The following is a 17,389-nucleotide window of genomic DNA, read 5'->3' as shown; positions in this document are numbered from 1 at the left end:
CTGTCATGGCGCTCCTCGTGTGGGAAGGCTGGGTTTGTCGTCGCGGGTCACTCCCTCGGCCAGCAGGGCGGCCACCTCCGCGTCGGAGAAGCCGAGGTCGCCCAGCAGCGTCCGCGTCTGGGAGCCGAACGGCGCGGTGGCCGGGCCCGGCTGGAACCCCTCACCGTCGAGCCGGAGCGGGGTGGCCAGCACCCGCACCGGGCCCAGGACGGGGTGCGCGAGATCGCGCGCGAAGCCGTTGGCCACGACCTGCTCGTCGTCGAGCAGCTCGAGCGGCAGCATGACCCCGGAGGCCGGGATGCCGTGGCTGTCGAAGAACGCTTTCCACTCGGCCGTGGTGCGCGTGACCATCAGCGCCTCCATCCGGGCGCCCAGGGCCCGGTAGTGGCGGAGCTGGGCCTCGCGGTCGGCGATCGGTGTCGCCAGCGCGGCGTCCTCCATGCCGACGGCCTTCATGAGCGTGCGCTGGATGCCCGGGCTCACGCAGGCGATGGCCAGGGCGGCGTCCTTCGTGGCGTACGTGCGGTAGTAGACGTTGATCATCCCGGGCGTGCGGGTGGTGGGCGCGATGGCGAGCTGTTCGGCGAACGGACGGCCTGCGGCCCGCAGCTCGCCGAGCTTCCCGCGCGCGGCGGCGTGGCGGGGGCCGTCGACGGCCTCCACCCGGACCATGGAGTTGTTCTGCACGACCAGCGCCGCCATGAGGAGGGCCACGTCCACCTCGCCGCCGCGGCCGGTGCGCTCTCGCCGGTAGAGCGCCGAGGCGATGCCGTAGGCCAGGGTCATGGCGCACATGTAGTCGGCGACCGGCGGCGCGTCGCCGCCGCCCGGCCCCTGGGCCAGCTGCCCGCTCACGGCCATCAGCCCACTGCGCGCCTGCACCACCAGGTCCATGCCGGCCAGTCCGGCATCCGGGCCGTGGCGACCGAAGGCGCTCACGTTGCCCACGATCAGGCGCGGGTGCCGGGGCGCCAGGCTCGCCCAGTCCAGCCCCAGCTCGGCGGCCAGGCCGGGGCGGAAGTTGGTGAGCACGACGTCGGCGTGCTCGACCAGGCGGTCGATGACACGCCGGGCCGAGGGATGGCGCAGCGCCAGGGGCAGCGAGTGCTTGCCGCGATTGCGCGACAGGAAGTGGCGGGTCTCGCCCGGCGCCAGCGGCGCCAGATGGCGGACGGGATCGCCCTCCAGCGATTCCACCTTGATCACGTGCGCGCCGCCCTCGGCCAGGACCTGGGCGCAGAAGGGGACGGCGATGAACTGGCCGAACTCGACGACCTGGACACCGGCGAAGGGACGGGCGTCGTCCATGGCGCGCGCTAGACTACCACGCGGTGCCGACTCCCGAACGAAGGAGGCCGCGTGGACAAGCGCATCGCCGTGACCGTGCCGTTCGAGGGGTACACGCTGGCCGAGCACACCGAGCTCGTGCGCGAGGCCGAGGGCCTCGGGTACCGGGACGCCTGGTCGTGGGAGGCCGACGGGCTCGACGCCTTCAGTCCGCTGGCCGTGGCCGGTCTGACGAGCCGGCTCCGGCTGGGCACGGCCATCGTCAACGTCTTCACGCGGGGGCCGGCCACGCTGGCCCAGTGCGCGGCCGGGATCGCGGAGATTGCGCCGGGGCGCTTCTGCCTGGGGATCGGCGCGGGCTCCAACGTGATCGTGGACAGCTGGAACGGGCTGGCCTTCCAGCGACCGGCTACGCGGGTGCGCGAGATGGCCACGTTCCTGCGCCGGGCTCTCACGGGTGAGCGCGTGGTCTTCCGGGGACAGACGTTCACGGTCGATGGCTTCCGGCTCTCCCGGGCGCCGGCCCACCCCGTCCCGATCTACATCGCCGCCCTCCGCGGGGGGATGCTGAGTGTGGCCGGGGAAGTCGGCGATGGCGTCATCCTCAACTGGTTGGCGCCCGAGGACGTGCCGCGCTGCGTCGCCGTCGTGCGAGAGTCGGCCCGGCGGGCGGGCCGGGACCCGCAGGCCATCGAGGTGACGTGCCGGATCTTCGCGCACGTCGACTCGCCGTCGCCGGAGGCCGATACGGCGACCCGGCGCCATGTCGCCGCCTACCTGAACGTCCCGGTCTACCGGGCGTTTCACGAGTGGCTCGGACGAACGCCGGAGCTCGGGCCGATGTGGGAGGCCTGGGACACGGGTGACCGCCGGGGCGCCGTGACCGCGATCCCCGCGGCCATCCTGGATCAGCTGCTCCTGCGAGGCTCGCCCGAGGCCATGCGCGCCCGTATTCGTCGCTACCTGGACGCCGGGATCGACACCGTGTTCCTGTCGTTCCAGAGTGCCGAGGCCGATCCCGCGCGCCGGCGCGAGGTCGTGCGGACCGCGATGCGGGCACTGGCGCCCGCCGCGGGGTGAGGAAGGTGCGGACCGCGATCAGGACATCGGCGAAGGATATCTCGGGCGGAGGTGAGGAGGACACCCGTGCAGCCGGACTCGCTCCAGACACGATGATCGGCGGTGCCGGGCTCCGATCGGAGGTAATCTCCCGGATGGAGTGTTTTCTCGTCGACCATCCGCTCGACGCGCCCTTTCTCCGTATCCGTGGCGAGGAGCTTGCAGGTGATGCCGGGCGCGACCTCCTCCCATTCTGGTTGGTCCACTCGGTGATCCCGCTCGTGTTCGCTTGATCCTGAGGTCATAGGGCCTATACCATTCCCGTGAGCGCCTGTCGGAGTTTGCCCAATCCGGAGCGGATCCGCGTCTTCACGGTCCCGAGGGGTTGATTCAACTTGGCCGCCGCCTCGCTATACGTCAGTTCCGAGAAAAATGCGGTTTCGATTGCCCGTCGCTCTTCCGGGGTGAGGACCTGCAAGGCCCGCTGCAGGAGGCGACCCTGCTCCCTCACGTCGAATGCTTGCTGGGGGCCGCCCGCCGCCGTCGCCGGCAATGGGCTATCCCCATGAGTGCCGACGCGTTTCTTTCGCTGTTCGTACCGCAACCGGTCGATCGCCCGAGAGCGCGCCTGATTCATGATCCATCCGACGACAGAACCGCCGGCGGGATCGTAGGTCGACGCTCGGCGCCACACGTCGTGGAAGACATCCAGCGTCAGTTCTTCGGCGGTTTCCCGATTGTTGGTGATGCGCACGATCAACATCTGGCTAGCTCCAGTGTCCGGCCGTGCCGGTTATATTCGATCTGGCCTCTCAATCAATAAAACGTCAAACAGGTCCTTCCGGATTTGTTGAACGGCAAGGAAGGGGCGAGTCGATCGGGGTGCATATGGCCAGCGCGAGCGCGGGAGGGGTCAAGGTCGCGGGCTGCCCGCTCTGCTGGGCGGCGCGGATCACGCCCTGGTATCACGAGGACACGATCTGCTGGATCGCCGAGTGCGAGATCTGCGCCGTCCCCATGGTCGTCTGGCGCTGGCACGGCACCGACCCGCCGATGGCGGAGCTGGAGCACATGCGACAGGCGCTGCGGGAGGTGGGCGCCCGTGAGCTCGGCGCCTTCCGGCTCGACGAGCACATGCGCAACATCCCCGATCACTGGCACGCCCACGCCCGCCCGCCCGGCGGGTTTTTCGGGTCGGGGCGCGCCCGGTAAACCGTAGGCGATGACGGAGTGCTGCCAGCTCGGAGCCGACATTCCCGAGCGCCAGCGGCGGGTGCTCAGGATCGTCCTCGCCATCAACCTGGCGCTGTTCGGGGTCGAGCTGGGCGCCGGGCTGCTGGCGCACTCGACGGCGTTGCTCGCCGACTCCATGGACATGCTGGGCGACGCCTTCGTCTACGCCTTCAGCCTGTACGTGGTGGCCCGGGGGGTCCTCTGGCAGGCGCGGGCAGCGATCGTCAAGGGAGCCATGATGGCGGCGTTCGGGGCCGGCGTGCTGGCGGAGGTCGCTCGCAAGCTGGCGGTCGGCGCCATGCCCGCCTCGGCGGTGATGGGCGCCGTGGGCGGCCTCGCCCTGGCCGCGAACGTGGCCTGCCTCGCGCTGCTGTGGCGCCGCCGCGCCGACGACGTGAATCTGCGATCGGCCTGGCTCTGCTCGCGCAACGACGTGATCGGGAACGTGGGCGTCCTGGTCGCCGCCGCCGGCGTGAACCTTGCCGGCTCCGCCTGGCCGGACATCCTCGTCGGTCTGGCCATCGCGGCCCTCTACGGCCGCTCGGCCGTCGGGGTGATCCGGGCCGGTCGCCGAGAGCTGCGGGTCGGGAACGCGGCGCCGCCGGCCGCCGGGCCGGTCAGGGAACCGCTAGCGCGGGAGAGTGCCGAAGGGACGCGAGGACGGCCCGGGCCAGTCGCGGCAGCTCGGGATCACGAGCGCCCATGATGAGGACCGTGTCGCCGGGCCGGGCCTCGCCCTGCACCCACTGGACCACAGCCCGGTGGTCGGCCGCGTAGGCGCAGCGCATCCGGGCGGGTAGATCGGCCGCCAGCGTGCGGCTCGAGATATCCTTCTGGACGCTGCCCCCCGCGTAGTAGATCTCCGCATAGCAGAACCGATCGTGCTCCCGCAGCACTCGCGGCAACAGCTCGCGTAGCTCGGGGCGCAGGAACCGGGCCGGGCCGAACCCGTGCGGCTGAAACACCGCCAGGACACGCTCGGCGCCGGCCTGGACGGTCGTGAGCGCGGCGAGGAGCTTCTCGCCGTTGTGCGCGTAGTCGTCGACGACCCGGATTCCGTTGGCCACCCCGACCACTTCGAAGCGGCGCGCCACGCCGGGGAAGCGCGCGAGCGCCGCCTCGATCGTCGTCGGCGCAATCCCCAGCTCCAGGGCGACCAGCGCCGCCGCTGCCGCGTTGTCCAGGTTGTGGGCGCCGGGCTGGGGAATCCCCAGGGCCAGGCTGCCGCCGGGCACGGCCAGCCGGCCGGCCGCGCGGTGGGGACCGACGCTCAGCACCTCGAGCCGCGCGGCCGCGGTGGGCGAGACGCCGTACGTGAGGACGTCCTTGCCGGCCCGCAGTGAGGCCGCCTCCGGGCAGCCGGCGTTGAGGAGCAGCTTGCGGCAGCTGGCGGCGAACGCGGCGAACTGCTCGCGAACCGCCCACACCTCGCCGTGGTCCCGGCTGATGTTGTGGACGATACCGATGCTGGGCCGGTAGCCGCCCAGCGTGCCATCGGACTCGCAGGCCTCGGCGACGACCCCGCCGCCCTCGGGACCGGCGCGGAAGCAGCCGGCCACGCCCTCGCCGACGAGGGCGGCGCCGCCGAGCACGGTCGCCGCCAGCCCCGCCTGCTCCGTCAGCCACGCCACCATCCCGGTGATCGTGCTCTTGCCGCAGGTGCCGGCGATGGCGATTCCCGGCCGGCCGGCGTTCACGATCTCCGCGAGCAGGGCGGGGCGCGTCACCAGCTCGAGATCGAGCTGTCGGGCGGCACGCATCTCCGGCGTGTCGGCCTCGACGGCGGTCGAGTACACGAACCGGTCGATGCCGCGGATGATGGCGGTGCCGTCATGGCGGCGGAGGGTGATGCCCAGGCTGCGCAGCCGGTCCGCGAGCTCCTGGTTCTTGCCCTGGTCGAACGACCGGTCCGAGCCCTGCACCTGGTGGCCTCTGGCGCGGAGCAGCTGGGCCAGCGGGTTCATGCCGGCCCCGGCGATGCCGGAGAAGTGATAACGCATCGGCGGCGAGCAGTGCACCCAGGATGCCAGGCCGGCGTGTCGGACCCGGCATGTTTTCTAGCGGACTTGCGCTCGCCCGGCGTTCCGGCTGCGACGGGATCGTGGTCAAGCTGTCCCGGCGGTCGTCGGCCATCTGACACCGCTACGCGGCCGGGTCGCGCTCGACCACCTTGTTACAATGACTGGCGTATGGACCGCCGCACGCCGGGGACGCTCTCTCGCTCGTCGGACATCCAGACGGCGCTGGGCGCGGATACGGGGTTCCCGTTCCGCTGCGAGCTCAGCCTGGCGCCGTTGATCGCCTTCTGGGCCCACGCCGCGGCCGACCCCTCGCCCCGCGGCACGCTGGCCCGGATGGTGGGCGAGGAGGTGCAGCGCGCGGCGCCGGAGCTGCTGGGAACGATCGACGACGCCGGCGTGATCGAGCGCCACCGCGAGCTCGTCGACGTCTTGATGAGCGCGGTGTTTCCGCCGGCGGCGTGGGAGCAGGAGTACATCGCCGCGCTGGTGCCGTTCCAGCTCCGCGGCTTCTACGCGACACCGGCGATGCGCCGGCTGCTCATCGCCGAGGACGGCCGCTTGCAGGGCCGGGTGAACCTCAGCGAGGCCATGGTCGGCGCCATGCGGCTGGCCTACGCCCAGGCCCTCGTCCTGGGCCAGCTCTACGGCATCGCGGTGGACGTCGAGTACCCCATCATCTGCACCGTGTCCGACCCCGAGACGGGGCTCGACCGCCATTTCCGGATGATGTTCGACTGGCGGTTCGAGGATGTCGTGCTGGACGGTGAGCTGCCTCCGCTCAACGAGGAGCTGCGGCGGCGCCTGCAGACCAACGTCCTCGACCCCGATCTGCTGCGCCAGGTCGTGCCGCCGGAGCGCATCCTCATCCGCGGCTTCACGATCCTGCGCGCCGTCGAGGTAACCGATCAGGAAGTGCTCTCGGCCCTCAAGCGCGACCTGATCGACCGTGAGTCCATCGTCTCCAACGCGCGTTTCCTCGGGCTGCAAGCCAAGCTGCAGACCTTGTTCCGGCGCCCCGACCTGCGTCTGGGGCTGGCCGCGCTGGAAGGCGACCGCGTGTTCGTGCTCAACTACGGGTCCCGCCACCAGCACGCGTGCATCTTCGCCGACTCCTGTCACCTGACGACCGCCGACTTCGCCGGCACGGTCTACGCCCGGGCGGTCAAGAGCGGCCAGCCCGTCATCATCGACGACTTGCGGACTCTGCCCGAGCGCACGCCGGTCGAGGAGGAGCTGCTGGGGTTCGGCGTCCGCACCATGGTGGTGGCCCCCCTCTACTATCAGGACCGGATCATCGGGACCCTCGATCTGACCTCCCCGCATCCCGAGGACCTCAACCCGACGCATCTGCCCAAGCTCCACGAGGTGTTGCCCCTGTTCTCCATGGCTGTGCAGCGGAGCATGGAAGAGCTGAACGCGCGGATCCAGACCCAGATCAAGGAGCGGTTCACGGCGATCCACCCCGTGGTGGAGTGGCGGTTTCGCAAAGCCGTGCTGGACGCCCTGGAGCGACGGGGCGACACCGGCGCCGCCGCCGAGCTCGAGCCCATCGTGTTCGACAACGTCTATCCGCTCTACGCGCTGTCCGACATCCGCGGCTCCTCGACGCAGCGGGCCCTGGCCATCCAGGCGGATCTCCTGGAGCAGCTGTGTCTGGCCCGCGGAGTCCTGGAAGCGGCGCTGGCGGCGCGGCCTCTGCCGGCCCTCGACGAGGTGCGGTACCGGCTGGACAAGCACCGCGAGCACATCGAGCGCGATCTGGCCTCGGGCGACGAGGTCGGGGTGGCGGCATTCCTCCGCGCCGAGGTGGAGCCGCTGTACGAGCGCTTGCAGGGCTTCGGGGCGTCCGTGAAGGAGCGGGTCCAGGCCTACCAGTCGGCCCTCGACCCCCGCAAGCGCGCCGTCTATCGCCAGCGTCGGCTGTTCGAGGAGAGCGTCACCCGGCTCACCGAGGGCATCGCGGCCTACCTGGATCTCGAGGAGCAGGCCGCCCAGAGCATGTTCCCGCATTACTTCGAGAAGCAGAAGACGGACGGGGTCGATCACCAGATCTACGTGGGCGCCTCTCTCATGGAGGACGGGCAGTTCGATCGGCTGTACTTGAAGAACCTCCGGCTGTGGCAGCTGATGGTCGTGTGTGGGATCGCCGCGCGCGCCGAGGAGCTCGCCCGCCAGCTGCCGGTGCCCCTGGAGACTACGCACCTCATCGTCGTCCAGAACGCCCCGCTGGCGATCAGCTTCCGCTTCGACGAGAAGCGTTTCGACGTGGACGGCGCGTACGACGTCCGCTACGAGCTCGTCAAGAAGCGCATCGACAAGGCGCTGGTCAAGGGCACCGCCGAGCGGCTGACCCAGCCCGGCCGCATCGCCATCGTCTACTCGCAGGTGGCCGAGGCCCAGGAGTACCGCGGCTACATCGAATACCTGCAGCACCTCGGCTACCTGGCCGCCGACACCGAAGAGCTCGAGCTCGACGAGCTGCAGGGCGTTCACGGCTTGCGCGCGCTCCGGGTAACGGTGACGCTCCGCGAGGCTCCGGGCGAGGGGCCATTCGCGTTGCGGGCGCTGGAGCCAGCCGCCGGTCGGCCGTAAGCCCCCGCCCCCTGGATCCCCTCCAGATCTCACGCGGGATTCTGTTCGTCACCATCGCCACGCTGTGCTTCGTGGTGATGAACGTCACCGTAAAGGCGCTCACGGCGTACCTGCCCACCGTCGAGCTCATCTGGGCCCGGACGCTCGGCCACCTGCTCGTCGTCCTGGCGCTCTTCGCTCCCGGCCGCGGGGGCTGGCGCCTGCTCGTCACGCGCCGCCCGGCGGCCCAGGTGGGACGCTCGCTGCTGCTGTTACTGTCGACCTCCTTCTTCTTCACGGCGCTGGGGCGGGTGCCCGTCGCGGACGCCACCGCCGTGTCCTTCACCTCACCGCTGCTGGTGGCGGTGCTGGCGGCACCCGTGCTCGGTGAGCGGGTCGGCGTCGCGCAATGGGTGTCGATCGCCGTCGGGTTCGCCGGCGCCTTGATCGTCATCCGCCCCACCGGAGAGGGCGCCAGCCCGTATACGTTCCTGGTCCTGGGCAGCGCGGTCTGCTACGCCCTCTACCAGCTCCTCACCCGTCGGGTCGCCGGGGTGGACGCCCCGGAGACGAGCGTCACCTACAGCGCCCTGGCCGGCACCCTGGTCCTCTCGACGCTGGTTCCGTTCGTCTGGCAGACGCCCGGGCAGCTCTCGCACTGGTTCATGCTCGCCACGCTGGGATTGCTGGGCGCGGCCGGCCACTACTGCGTGGCCCGGGCGCTCCTCTGGGCTCCCGCGTCGATCGTCTCGCCATTCCACTACGTGCAGCTCATCTGGGCTGCGGCCCTCGGGTATCTGGTGTTCGGTGACGTGCCCAGCGGGTGGACCTGGCTGGGCGCCGCCATCATCGTAGGCAGCGGCCTTTCCATCGTCGTCCGGGAAGCGCGGCGGCGGTGAGGGGCGCCCGACTGCGCGGGACAACGGCCCCGGATTTGCACCAGCGTCGGCCGTGCGTGGGCCGACCGGCCACGCAAGACCAGGAGGGCAGGAGGAGTCCATGAAAAGGCTGACCACGCTGGCGCTCATGGCCGTGACCGTGTTGCTGTCGGTGGGCGCCTGGGCCCAGGATCCCGCGGTGGTGCGGGGGACGGTGATTCAGGTCGACCAGGCCGAGCGGATCGTCGTCCTCGAGGACGGGCGGATGATCCGGGTCATCGACACCAGCCAGATCGTCGTGAACGACAAGCCGGCCACCCTGATGGCGCTGGAGCCCGGCACCGTCGTCGTCATCCGTGGCGGCCAGCCGGTCGCGGTCGTGCCGGACACCAGTGCCGCGCTCGTCCGCCAGCCGGCGGCGGCGCCGAAGGCCATTATCGCCGGGGAGCCACGTCAGCCCTGGTGCGACGGCGCTTGGGATCCGGCGCGCGGTACGAACTTCGCGGCCTGCACGCGGCCGCGCTCAGCAGACTAGCGTCCCCGCCGGGGGGCCGGGACACGGGCCCCCCGGGCTACGTCGCTGACCGGCTCACCACCGCCCGGAGACTCGCCGCGGCTCCCAGTGCTCACTGCGGTGAGCGGCCACGTCTTCGCGGCGGGCAAACAGCTTGACCAGGATCAATCCGGCCACGAAGCCGCCGACGTGCGCGCCGAAGGCCACGCCGCCCTCGGCGCCGGCAAAGATTCCGAACAGGCCGCCCAGCAACTGGATGGCGATCCAGTAGAGGAGCATCGTCCAGGCGGGCAGGGCGATCGAGGTGAGGAAGAACCCGATCGGCACCAGCGTCCACACGCGCACCCGCGGGTACAGGACGAAATAGGCCCCCATGACCCCGCTGATGGCGCCCGAGGCGCCGACCATCGGGATGCCCGAGGACGGATTGAGGGCCACCTGCCCCAGCGCCGCCGCGATCCCGCACAGCAGGTAGAAGACCACGAACCTGACGCGCCCCATGGAGTCCTCGATATTGTTGCCGAAGACCCACAGGAACCACATGTTGCCGATGATGTGCATCCATGAGCCGTGCAGGAACATCGAGGTGAAGATGTTCGAGAGCTGCCGGCCGGGATCCGTCAAACACACGAGCCCCTCGCCCATGGGGAACGGCGTCCCCGGGGCCAGCATCCCGGTGAGCTCGCCGGGGATGAGTCCCAGCTCGCAGACCGACCGCGCCAGGGCCATGGTGGAGCCGGCGCCCTGGACGAGGAGCCAAACCAGGACGTTCAGGCCGATGATGGCCAGGGTGAGGACGGAGGTCCGCTGGGTGGCATTCTCGTCGTGATAGGGAATCATGGCGCCCTGAGCATACCGCGGATCAGAATCCGAGGAATTCGCGCAGCACGGCCAGCACGGCCTCGGGGTTGTCCTCGTGCAGCGTGTGGACGGCCCGGGGGATCTCCACGAACTTCCCGCGAGGCAGCTCCTTGGCCATGCGCTCGGCAACCTCGCGGTCCAGCACGGGGCTCCTCTCCCCGCGCAACACCAGCGTGGGGGCCTGGATGGCGCGCACGATGGCCCACCAGTCGACGTCCGGAGTCGATCGTCGCGTCTTGACGCTCGGATGCCACTTCCACACCAGCCCGCCCTCGGGCCGCTCCCGCAGGCTGTGCGAGACGACCCAGCGGTAGTAATGGATGCCGGGCAGCGGGTTGGCGCGATACAGATGCCGGGCCGCCTGCTCGATGCTTTCCCACACGTCGGGCTCGGGCGGGCCGGCCGGCGTGGCGGCGGCGCGCGTGCTGATCTCGGGGCCGATGTCCACCACGACCAGCCGCTGGACCACCTCCGGCCGCTGGGCGCTGAAGTACATGGCGTTGCGCCCGCCCATCGACAGACCGACGACGACGAGGGAGGTCAGACCGAGCTGGGCGATGACGCCGGAAAGGTCACCGAACGCGACGATGGCGTTGTAGGTGTCGGCGGGGTCGCTGTCGCCGTGGCCCCGCTGGTCCAGCGCGTACACGTGGAAGTGCGGCTGCAGGGCGATGGCGAGCGTGTCCCAAGCGTGGGCGTGGCCGGTGAAGCCGTGCAGCAGGAGCAGCGGCGTGCGGCCCGCGCCGCCCCAGTCCAGCACGTGCAGTCGCAGGCCATCGACCACCAGCTGGAGATCCTCGGGGCGTAACCGGTTCATCGGCCCATCGCGTAGAAGTCGCGATTCGGTTTCAGGTCGGCGAGCGAGGCCATGCGGTTGGACAGGTTGAAGAAGGCGGCGACGGCGCCGGCGTCCCAGATGTCCGCGTCGGTCAAGCCCTCGCCGCGCAGGCGCTCGAGGTCGTCCGCGTCGATCGTCGCCGGCGCCCGGGTGACCTTGACGGCGAAGTCGACGAGGGCGTGCTCGCGGGCGGTGAGCTCGGCGTGGCGGTGGTCGGCCGTGACCTGGTCGGCCACGTAGGGGTTCTTGGCCAGCACACGGAGCGCCGCTCCGTGGGCGACCGTTCAGTAGAGGCAGTCATTCGTGGCGCTGGCCGCCAGCGCGATCAGCTCGCGCTCGGGGCGGCTCAGGCCCGACGGCCCGCGCATGAGCGTCTCGTAGAAGCCGAAGAACGCCCGGAAATGCTCGGGCTTCCAGGCGTAGGCCAGGAACACGTTGGGCGTGAAGCCGGTCTTGGTGGTGACGTTCTGGATGGCCTCGCGCACGTCGGGCGGCAGCGACGCCAGGTCGGGAATGGGGAACCGGCTGATCGGCGCGTCGGTCATGACCGCGTCAGGCCGGAGCCAACGACGGCTCCTCCAGCCCCAGCTCGGCCAGCTTGGCCGCCGTCGGCTGCCCCGTCTCGGGATCCCAGCCCGCCATCTGGTAGTAGGTGCGGCGGGCGGCCAGGAACTCGCCGGGATCGATGCGCTGGCCCTTGAGCGGACCGTTGCCGATGCCCTCGTGCATCCGCTGGGGCAAGAGATCGTCGGCGGGGGTGAAGCCTTCACGGCAATTGAAGACCCGCCCCAGCGTGTTGTTCCGCTCGCCCACCTTGAGCAGCTCATAGAGGCTCATGTTCCATCCGGTGACGGCGTTGATGTAGGCGACCAGGGGCTCCATCTCGAGACCGTTGAGCGGCGTGCCCACGAAGTCGCACATTCCCACCGCGTTGTAGCTGGACCACAGCTTCTGCGTCTCGAAGAAGGCGCGGACCTTGCGGCTGTCGAGGTCGAGCGGATCGAGCGGCTCGATGAGCCCGAGCGGCCCCAGAGGGTGACCATGGGGGTGAAAGCCTGCGTAGAGCGGATCGTGCGGGGCCTCCATGTGGTCGGCCCCGGTGGGCGACAGCGCGTAGGCCAGGGACAGGCCCTTCTTGCCCCGCGGGTCGTGCATCGGCAGCTCCTGGCCCTTGACGTGAAGGGCGAAGCGCTCCGCGCCTCGGCCCAGCTCGGCCGCCGCGCGCTTGACCCCCTCGCCGAGGAGCGTGCCGATCCCCTCCCGCTTGCCGATGGCGTGCACGATCTGCACGAGCCCCTCGGCGTTACCCCAGGTGAGGTCGATCCCGCCGGTCATCTGCGGGGTGATGATGCCGTGCTCGAAGCACTCCATGGCGAAGGCGATGACGGCTCCCGTCGAGATCGAGTCCAGCACGTACTGGGCGTAGAGCTGATTGACCAGGGCCAGCGCGTTGAGATCGCTCACGCCGCACAGCGAGCCCGAGGCGGCCAGCGTCTCGTACTCGGGGCCGCCGAACTTGGCGGTGACGCCGAGGCTCTCCACCTCGACCTCGCGCTTGCAGGCCACCGCGCAGGCGTAGCAGGTCCCGCGGTTGACCAGGATGGTGTCGCGCATCGTCTGGCCGCTGATGGCGCGCGCGTGCTCGAAGGACCCGTCGCGGAAGTTGCGCGTGGGCAGGATGCCGGAGGCCTCGAGCGCCATCACCGCGCTGGAGGACCCGAGCTGGTGGAAGCGGTCCTTGGCCCGGTCGTAGTGCTCCTTGAACCAGACGAGCGCGCGCTTGGCGCCCTCCCTGTCGATCGCCACGGGCGGCTTGGAGCCCCGGACCACGACGGCCTTCAGGCGCTTGGCGCCCATCACCGCGCCCAGCCCGCAGCGGCCGTGGAAGTGCTTGAGTTGGTTCACGATGGCGGCGAAGCGCACGCCCCGCTCGCCGGCGATCCCGGTCTGCAGCACGCGGATGCGCTTGTCGCCCAGCTCTTGCTCGAGCCCGTCCTGGACCTCGCCGGAGAGCTTGCCCCAATAGGCCCGGGCGTCGCGCACCTCGACCCGGTCGTCCTTGATCCACAGGTAGACGGGTTGGTCGGCCTGGCCGTGGATGACGACGCCGTCCCATCCGGCGGCCCGCAATTCGGGCCCCCACCAGCCGCCGGCCTCGGATTCGCCATAGCCGCCGGTCAGCGGGGACTTGGCGGCCGCCGTGTAGCGGTTGGTGCCGCTGAGGGAGAGCCCGTTGAGGACGCTGGTGACGAAGACCAGCACGTTCGCCGGCCCCAGGGGATCGACGCCGGGGGGCATGTCGCGCAGGAGGATGTGGGCGGCCAGAGCGCCGCCGCCGAGATACTTGCGCATCAGTGTCTCGGGGATCTCTTCGGTCCGCGTCTGCCTGGTCCCCAGGTCGACGTGCAGCAGCCTGCCGGTGATCGCCATGCTGGCCTCCTAGATGTACACGCCCTTCATCTGGGGCTCGGGATAGCGCGTGCCCGCGGCCGCGCCTACCGGCACCGCCGCCGAGATGCGCGCGACCTCCTGCGCGTCGAGCTTGACGTCGAGCGCGCCCAGGTTCTCGTCGACCCGCGCCTTCCGCTTGGTGCCCGGGATCGGGATGATGTCCGGGCCCTGGGCCAGGAGCCACGCCAGCACGAGCTGGGCCGGCGTGCAGCCCTTGCCCTTGGCGATCTGCTCGATGGTCTGGACCAGCTGCCGGTTGCGGCCGAAGTTGGCTTCCTGGAAGCGGGGGTGGTCCCGCCGGCGGTCGTTCTCGAGGAGGTCGCTGAGGTTCTGGATCCGCCCGGTGAGGAACCCGCGGCCGAGAGGCGAGTAGGCGACGAAGGTGATGCCGAGCTCGCGGCAGGTGGGCAGGGTCTGCTCGGCTTCCTGGCGATAGAGCAGCGAGTACTCGAGCTGGACGGTGCTGATCGGGTGCACGGCGTGCGCCCGGCGGATCGTGGCCGGCGCCGCCTCCGACAGCCCGATCGCGCGGACCTTGCCCTCCTCGATGAGCCGCGCCATGGCGCCGACGGTGTCCTCGATGGGCACGCTGGGATCCACCCGGTGCTGGGAGTACAGGTCGATCACGTCGACGCCCAGGCGCTTGAGGCTGGCCTCGCAGGCCTGCTGCACGTACTCGGGCCGGCCGTTGACCAGGTTGCGTCCGCCCTCGCTGCGGACCTGGCCGAACTTCGTAGTCACCAGCACCTGATTGCGCAGCCCCTTGATCGCACGGCCGAACAGTTCCTCGTTGTGGCCCCAGCCGTACATGTCGGAGCTGTCCAGGAAGTTGATGCCGCGCTGGATGGCGTGGCGCATGGTGTCGACGGACTCCTGGTCGTCGCCCTTGCCGTAGATGCCGGACATCGACATCAGGCCCAGGCCCAGGCGGGACGCCTTCAGTGAGCTGTGTCCCAGCGGGAGATAGTCCATGGATTGGCCTCCTTGGCGAACCGAATTCTACACGAGACGGCGGGACGGCGTCACCCGATCGGGGCCTCCGTCGTCGGCTACTGCGCCGCGACCGCGCGCCCGGCGTCGCCGGTGCGCGGCGGCTCGCCGCGGCAGCCCAGCAGGAGCAGCGCCACCACCGCCGGAGCGAGCGCGGACGCTCTCACGGCGCCGGCCGTCCGGCCACGACGTCCGGCGCCGGTGGCCGCGGTGCCAGCCACGTCGCCACGAGCGCCAGCATCGCTGCCGCATACACCACGCCGGCGGGGATCCACATGATGAGGCCGGCCACGTGTTGATCTTCCAGCGGAGAAAGCCCGGACGCCGGCAGGCCCTGAGCGTGAGCCGCGTACCAGGGCCGATCGGCCAGGACGAGCAAGGCTCCCAGGATCGTGCCCTGCATGCCCATGGTGAACAGGTAGACGAGGCCCCCGCCCACGCCCAGGCGCCAACGTCCCGGCTCGTGCAGCAGCAAGGCCCAGAATGCCGCCGCGCTGAGCAGGAAAGTCGCGTGCTCGGCCGCGTGCACGAGGGGGCTGGCCAGGGCGCGGTCGTACAGGGCCGGGACGTGCCAGGCCCACAGGACGGTCGCGTGGGCGGCCCAGACGACGGCCGGCTGACCGACGATCTGCCGGCCCGGCACGGCCGCGAGGCCGCGGGCCAGGGGGCGGCGCGGCCAGGGGGCGGCGCAGCCGGCGAGGGAGCGCTTCGATCGCCGTGAGGCGTGTCGGCATTCCAGGGGTTGGGCCCGGCGGCCGGTCCGGTCCTCAGGCTCCAGACGACGTTGACCAGGAACAGACCGATGCCGGCGGCGAAGCCGAAGGCCCCGAGGGTGGTGACCATGTTGTACGGCTCCCAGCCGAGGTCGGACGGATAGGTGAACACCCGCCTCGGCATGCCAAGCAATCCCACGACGTGCATGGCCGAGCCGCTCGCTCAGGCGTCCGAAGACGGGGAAGATCACGCCCCCGATCAGCACGTAATGGAAATGGCCGACGACGAAGTAGCTGTCGTGGGCCTGCCAGTTGAACGGCACCACCGCCAGCATGACGCCGGTGAGCCCACCCAGCGTGAAGATGGCAATGAACCCGGCCACGAACAGCAGTGCGACGCTCCACACCGGGCGGCCCGTGAGGAGCGTGGTGATCCACCCCACGACCTGCACGCCGTTCGGGATCGCGATCATGAGGCTGGCCGCCGTGAAGAAGCCCATGGCGACGGGCGACAGCCCCGTCGTGAACATGTGGTGCACCCAGAGCCCGAAGCTCCGGATGGCCGTGGCCACGATGGCCAGCACCATGAGGGGGTAGCCCACGATGGGGCGCCGGGCGAACGCCTGCACGACGTGGGAGACCACGCCGACGGCGGGGACGAACATGATGTAGACCTCGGGGTGGCAGAACACCCAGCAGATGTGCTGCCAGAGCAAGGGCTTGCCCCCGGCGTCGGGATCGAAGAAGCGCGTGAGGCCCTTGCGGTCGAGCTCCAGCATCGCGGTGCCCACGATGAGCGGTGTGAAGGCGAATACGATCATGATGGCGGTGGCCAGCATCGCCCAGGCGAACAGGGGCAGGCGGTCCAGACGCATGCCGGGCGCCCGCATCCGCAAGATTCCGACGATCAGCTCGGCGGCGGCGCCCAGGGCGGCCACTTCGGCCACGCTGAGCCCGATGTCCCAGAAATCCAGGGCCAGGCCCGGCGAGTAGCGCGGCCCGGTGAGCGGCAGGTACGCGAACCATCCGCCGTCCGGAACGGCGCCGACCAGAAAGCTCGTGTAGAGGAAGAGACCGCCGAACAGGTACGTCCAGTAGCTCAGCGCGGTCAGGCGCGGAAACGGCAGGTCGCGCGTGCCCAGCAAGAGCGGGAGCAGGTACTGCCCGCGGTAGACGCCAGCGCGGTCGGCCTGCAGCCAGGTGACGTTCGTGGTCCCCGGGATGAGGTCGAGCTTGCCGTGCAGAGCCGGGACCCAGAGGCTGTGGATCACGTCACGCGCGTGCAGGCGGAGCATGACCCGGCGCCCGACCGGGATGTGCAGCTCGTTGGCGGTTCGCAGCGGCGGATCGCCACCGTAGTCGAATTCCCACCACCACTGGTGCGCAGTCACGTCGACGGTCAGCGCGTCGGCGGTCGGCGCCGGCAACACGTCGGCCAGCGTGTGTAGCGTGACGACGAAGATCACGCCGAGGATGAGCGCGGGGGCGACGACGCCGGCGGCGATCACCGCGGCGACCGCCCGGCGGTCCGAGCGGGCCCCGATGGGCTCCGCGAGCGCGGGATGTCGCCGACGAACCGCGACGAGCAGGGCCCCGATCACCGCGAGATAGACCACCGTCAGCACGGCCAGCAGCACCCAGGTGAGCGCTGCGATGCTACCCGCGCCGGGACCGGCCGGGACCAGCGCCGAGGGGCCCCGGCATCCGGTCAGGACGCTGAGGGCGATGAGGAGCGCTACGACCCGAGGCCGGGCAGGCACCCCCACCGGTTGCCTGCCCGCTGATGCCACGTCGTAGGGTTCAGGAGGACCGACGCCGCCGCCGCTCGGCGGTGTCGCCGCGCGGTTCACCTGCATCGAGGCCCGCCGCCCGGGCGGCCCGCCGGCGCGCCAGGCCGATCACGCCGGCGACGAGGAGGGCGAGCACGATGTGGACGAAAACGAAAGGCGCGATCAACGCTTCGAACACGCCGG

General features: G+C 70.6%; 16 protein-coding genes and 1 pseudogene. 7 read left to right on the top strand and 10 right to left on the bottom strand.

Annotation, left to right across the window (positions count from 1 at the left end; all coding sequences use genetic code 11):
- Nucleotides 1–3: 3 nt before the first annotated feature.
- A complete protein-coding gene (locus tag VFR64_03830; GenBank protein HET9488876.1) occupies nucleotides 4–1,308 on the bottom strand; it encodes a CoA transferase in 1,305 nt (434 codons plus the stop codon).
- A gap of 51 nt (nucleotides 1,309–1,359) precedes the next feature.
- On the opposite strand from VFR64_03830, the gene VFR64_03825 reads away from it, so the two are divergent.
- Both VFR64_03825 and VFR64_03820 read left to right on the top strand, forming a co-directional pair.
- A complete protein-coding gene (locus tag VFR64_03825) occupies nucleotides 1,360–2,367 on the top strand; it encodes an LLM class F420-dependent oxidoreductase (GenBank protein ID HET9488875.1) in 1,008 nt (335 codons plus the stop codon).
- Nucleotides 2,364–2,639, top strand: coding sequence for a hypothetical protein (locus tag VFR64_03820; GenBank protein ID HET9488874.1), 276 nt, complete (start codon nucleotides 2,364–2,366; stop codon nucleotides 2,637–2,639). Before VFR64_03825 ends, VFR64_03820 begins: the two co-directional genes overlap by 4 nt.
- A gap of 17 nt (nucleotides 2,640–2,656) precedes the next feature.
- Here VFR64_03820 and VFR64_03815 read toward each other — a convergent pair whose 3' ends face one another.
- Nucleotides 2,657–3,109, bottom strand: a complete 453-nt coding sequence (locus VFR64_03815) for a sigma-70 family RNA polymerase sigma factor (protein HET9488873.1) — start codon at nucleotides 3,107–3,109, stop codon at nucleotides 2,657–2,659.
- Nucleotides 3,110–3,234: 125 nt separating this feature from the next.
- Between VFR64_03815 and VFR64_03810 the strand changes: the two genes are divergently transcribed.
- Both VFR64_03810 and VFR64_03805 read left to right on the top strand, forming a co-directional pair.
- Entirely contained in the window at nucleotides 3,235–3,558 is a 324-nt protein-coding gene (locus VFR64_03810; protein HET9488872.1) for a hypothetical protein, read from the top strand.
- A gap of 10 nt (nucleotides 3,559–3,568) precedes the next feature.
- The gene (locus tag VFR64_03805) at nucleotides 3,569–4,285 is read left to right on the top strand and encodes a cation transporter (GenBank protein ID HET9488871.1); all 717 of its coding nucleotides are present in this window, start codon (nucleotides 3,569–3,571) and stop codon (nucleotides 4,283–4,285) included.
- On the opposite strand, the gene VFR64_03800 is transcribed toward VFR64_03805, so the two are convergent.
- Complete coding sequence (locus VFR64_03800) at nucleotides 4,197–5,579, bottom strand: Mur ligase domain-containing protein (GenBank protein ID HET9488870.1); 1,383 nt, start codon at nucleotides 5,577–5,579, stop codon at nucleotides 4,197–4,199. The two genes, VFR64_03805 and VFR64_03800, sit on opposite strands and share 89 nt — an antisense overlap.
- A gap of 189 nt (nucleotides 5,580–5,768) precedes the next feature.
- Here VFR64_03800 and VFR64_03795 point away from each other — a divergent pair, with 189 nt between their 5' ends.
- The 3 genes from VFR64_03795 to VFR64_03785 all read left to right on the top strand — a co-directional run bounded on the left by VFR64_03795 (nucleotide 5,769) and on the right by VFR64_03785 (nucleotide 9,584).
- On the top strand, nucleotides 5,769–8,192 hold the full coding sequence (locus tag VFR64_03795; protein HET9488869.1) for a GAF domain-containing protein: 2,424 nt from the start codon (nucleotides 5,769–5,771) through the stop codon (nucleotides 8,190–8,192).
- Complete coding sequence (locus VFR64_03790; protein ID HET9488868.1) at nucleotides 8,150–9,070, top strand: DMT family transporter; 921 nt, start codon at nucleotides 8,150–8,152, stop codon at nucleotides 9,068–9,070. Before VFR64_03795 ends, VFR64_03790 begins: the two co-directional genes overlap by 43 nt.
- A 100-nt stretch (nucleotides 9,071–9,170) precedes the next feature.
- The gene (locus VFR64_03785; protein HET9488867.1) at nucleotides 9,171–9,584 is read left to right on the top strand and encodes a hypothetical protein; all 414 of its coding nucleotides are present in this window, start codon (nucleotides 9,171–9,173) and stop codon (nucleotides 9,582–9,584) included.
- Between the two features lie 54 nt (nucleotides 9,585–9,638).
- Here the strand turns inward: VFR64_03785 and VFR64_03780 are convergent, their stop codons facing one another.
- The 7 genes and pseudogenes from VFR64_03780 to VFR64_03750 all read right to left on the bottom strand — a co-directional run bounded on the left by VFR64_03780 (nucleotide 9,639) and on the right by VFR64_03750 (nucleotide 17,182).
- The gene (locus VFR64_03780; GenBank protein ID HET9488866.1) at nucleotides 9,639–10,403 is read right to left on the bottom strand and encodes a rhomboid family intramembrane serine protease; all 765 of its coding nucleotides are present in this window, start codon (nucleotides 10,401–10,403) and stop codon (nucleotides 9,639–9,641) included.
- A 22-nt stretch (nucleotides 10,404–10,425) separates the two neighbouring features.
- Entirely contained in the window at nucleotides 10,426–11,241 is an 816-nt protein-coding gene (locus VFR64_03775; GenBank protein ID HET9488865.1) for an alpha/beta hydrolase, read from the bottom strand.
- A pseudogene (locus VFR64_03770) lies at nucleotides 11,238–11,531 on the bottom strand (peroxidase-related enzyme). Before VFR64_03770 ends, VFR64_03775 begins: the two are co-directional and overlap by 4 nt.
- A gap of 15 nt (nucleotides 11,532–11,546) precedes the next feature.
- The gene (locus VFR64_03765; GenBank protein HET9488864.1) at nucleotides 11,547–11,807 is read right to left on the bottom strand and encodes a carboxymuconolactone decarboxylase family protein; all 261 of its coding nucleotides are present in this window, start codon (nucleotides 11,805–11,807) and stop codon (nucleotides 11,547–11,549) included.
- 7 nt (nucleotides 11,808–11,814) lie between these two features.
- Nucleotides 11,815–13,692, bottom strand: a complete 1,878-nt coding sequence (locus VFR64_03760) for an aldehyde ferredoxin oxidoreductase family protein (protein ID HET9488863.1) — start codon at nucleotides 13,690–13,692, stop codon at nucleotides 11,815–11,817.
- A gap of 9 nt (nucleotides 13,693–13,701) precedes the next feature.
- The gene (locus VFR64_03755; protein ID HET9488862.1) at nucleotides 13,702–14,685 is read right to left on the bottom strand and encodes an aldo/keto reductase; all 984 of its coding nucleotides are present in this window, start codon (nucleotides 14,683–14,685) and stop codon (nucleotides 13,702–13,704) included.
- A 181-nt stretch (nucleotides 14,686–14,866) separates the two neighbouring features.
- On the bottom strand, nucleotides 14,867–17,182 hold the full coding sequence (locus VFR64_03750) for a cbb3-type cytochrome c oxidase subunit I (GenBank protein ID HET9488861.1): 2,316 nt from the start codon (nucleotides 17,180–17,182) through the stop codon (nucleotides 14,867–14,869).
- Between the last annotated feature and the right edge of the window lie 207 nt (nucleotides 17,183–17,389).

Source organism: Candidatus Methylomirabilota bacterium (genome assembly GCA_035709005.1).
Lineage (GTDB): Bacteria > Methylomirabilota > Methylomirabilia > Rokubacteriales > CSP1-6 > 40CM-4-69-5.
The sequence above is the reverse complement of the archived record's forward strand: the minus strand, read 5'-3'. Positions and strand labels throughout refer to the sequence as shown.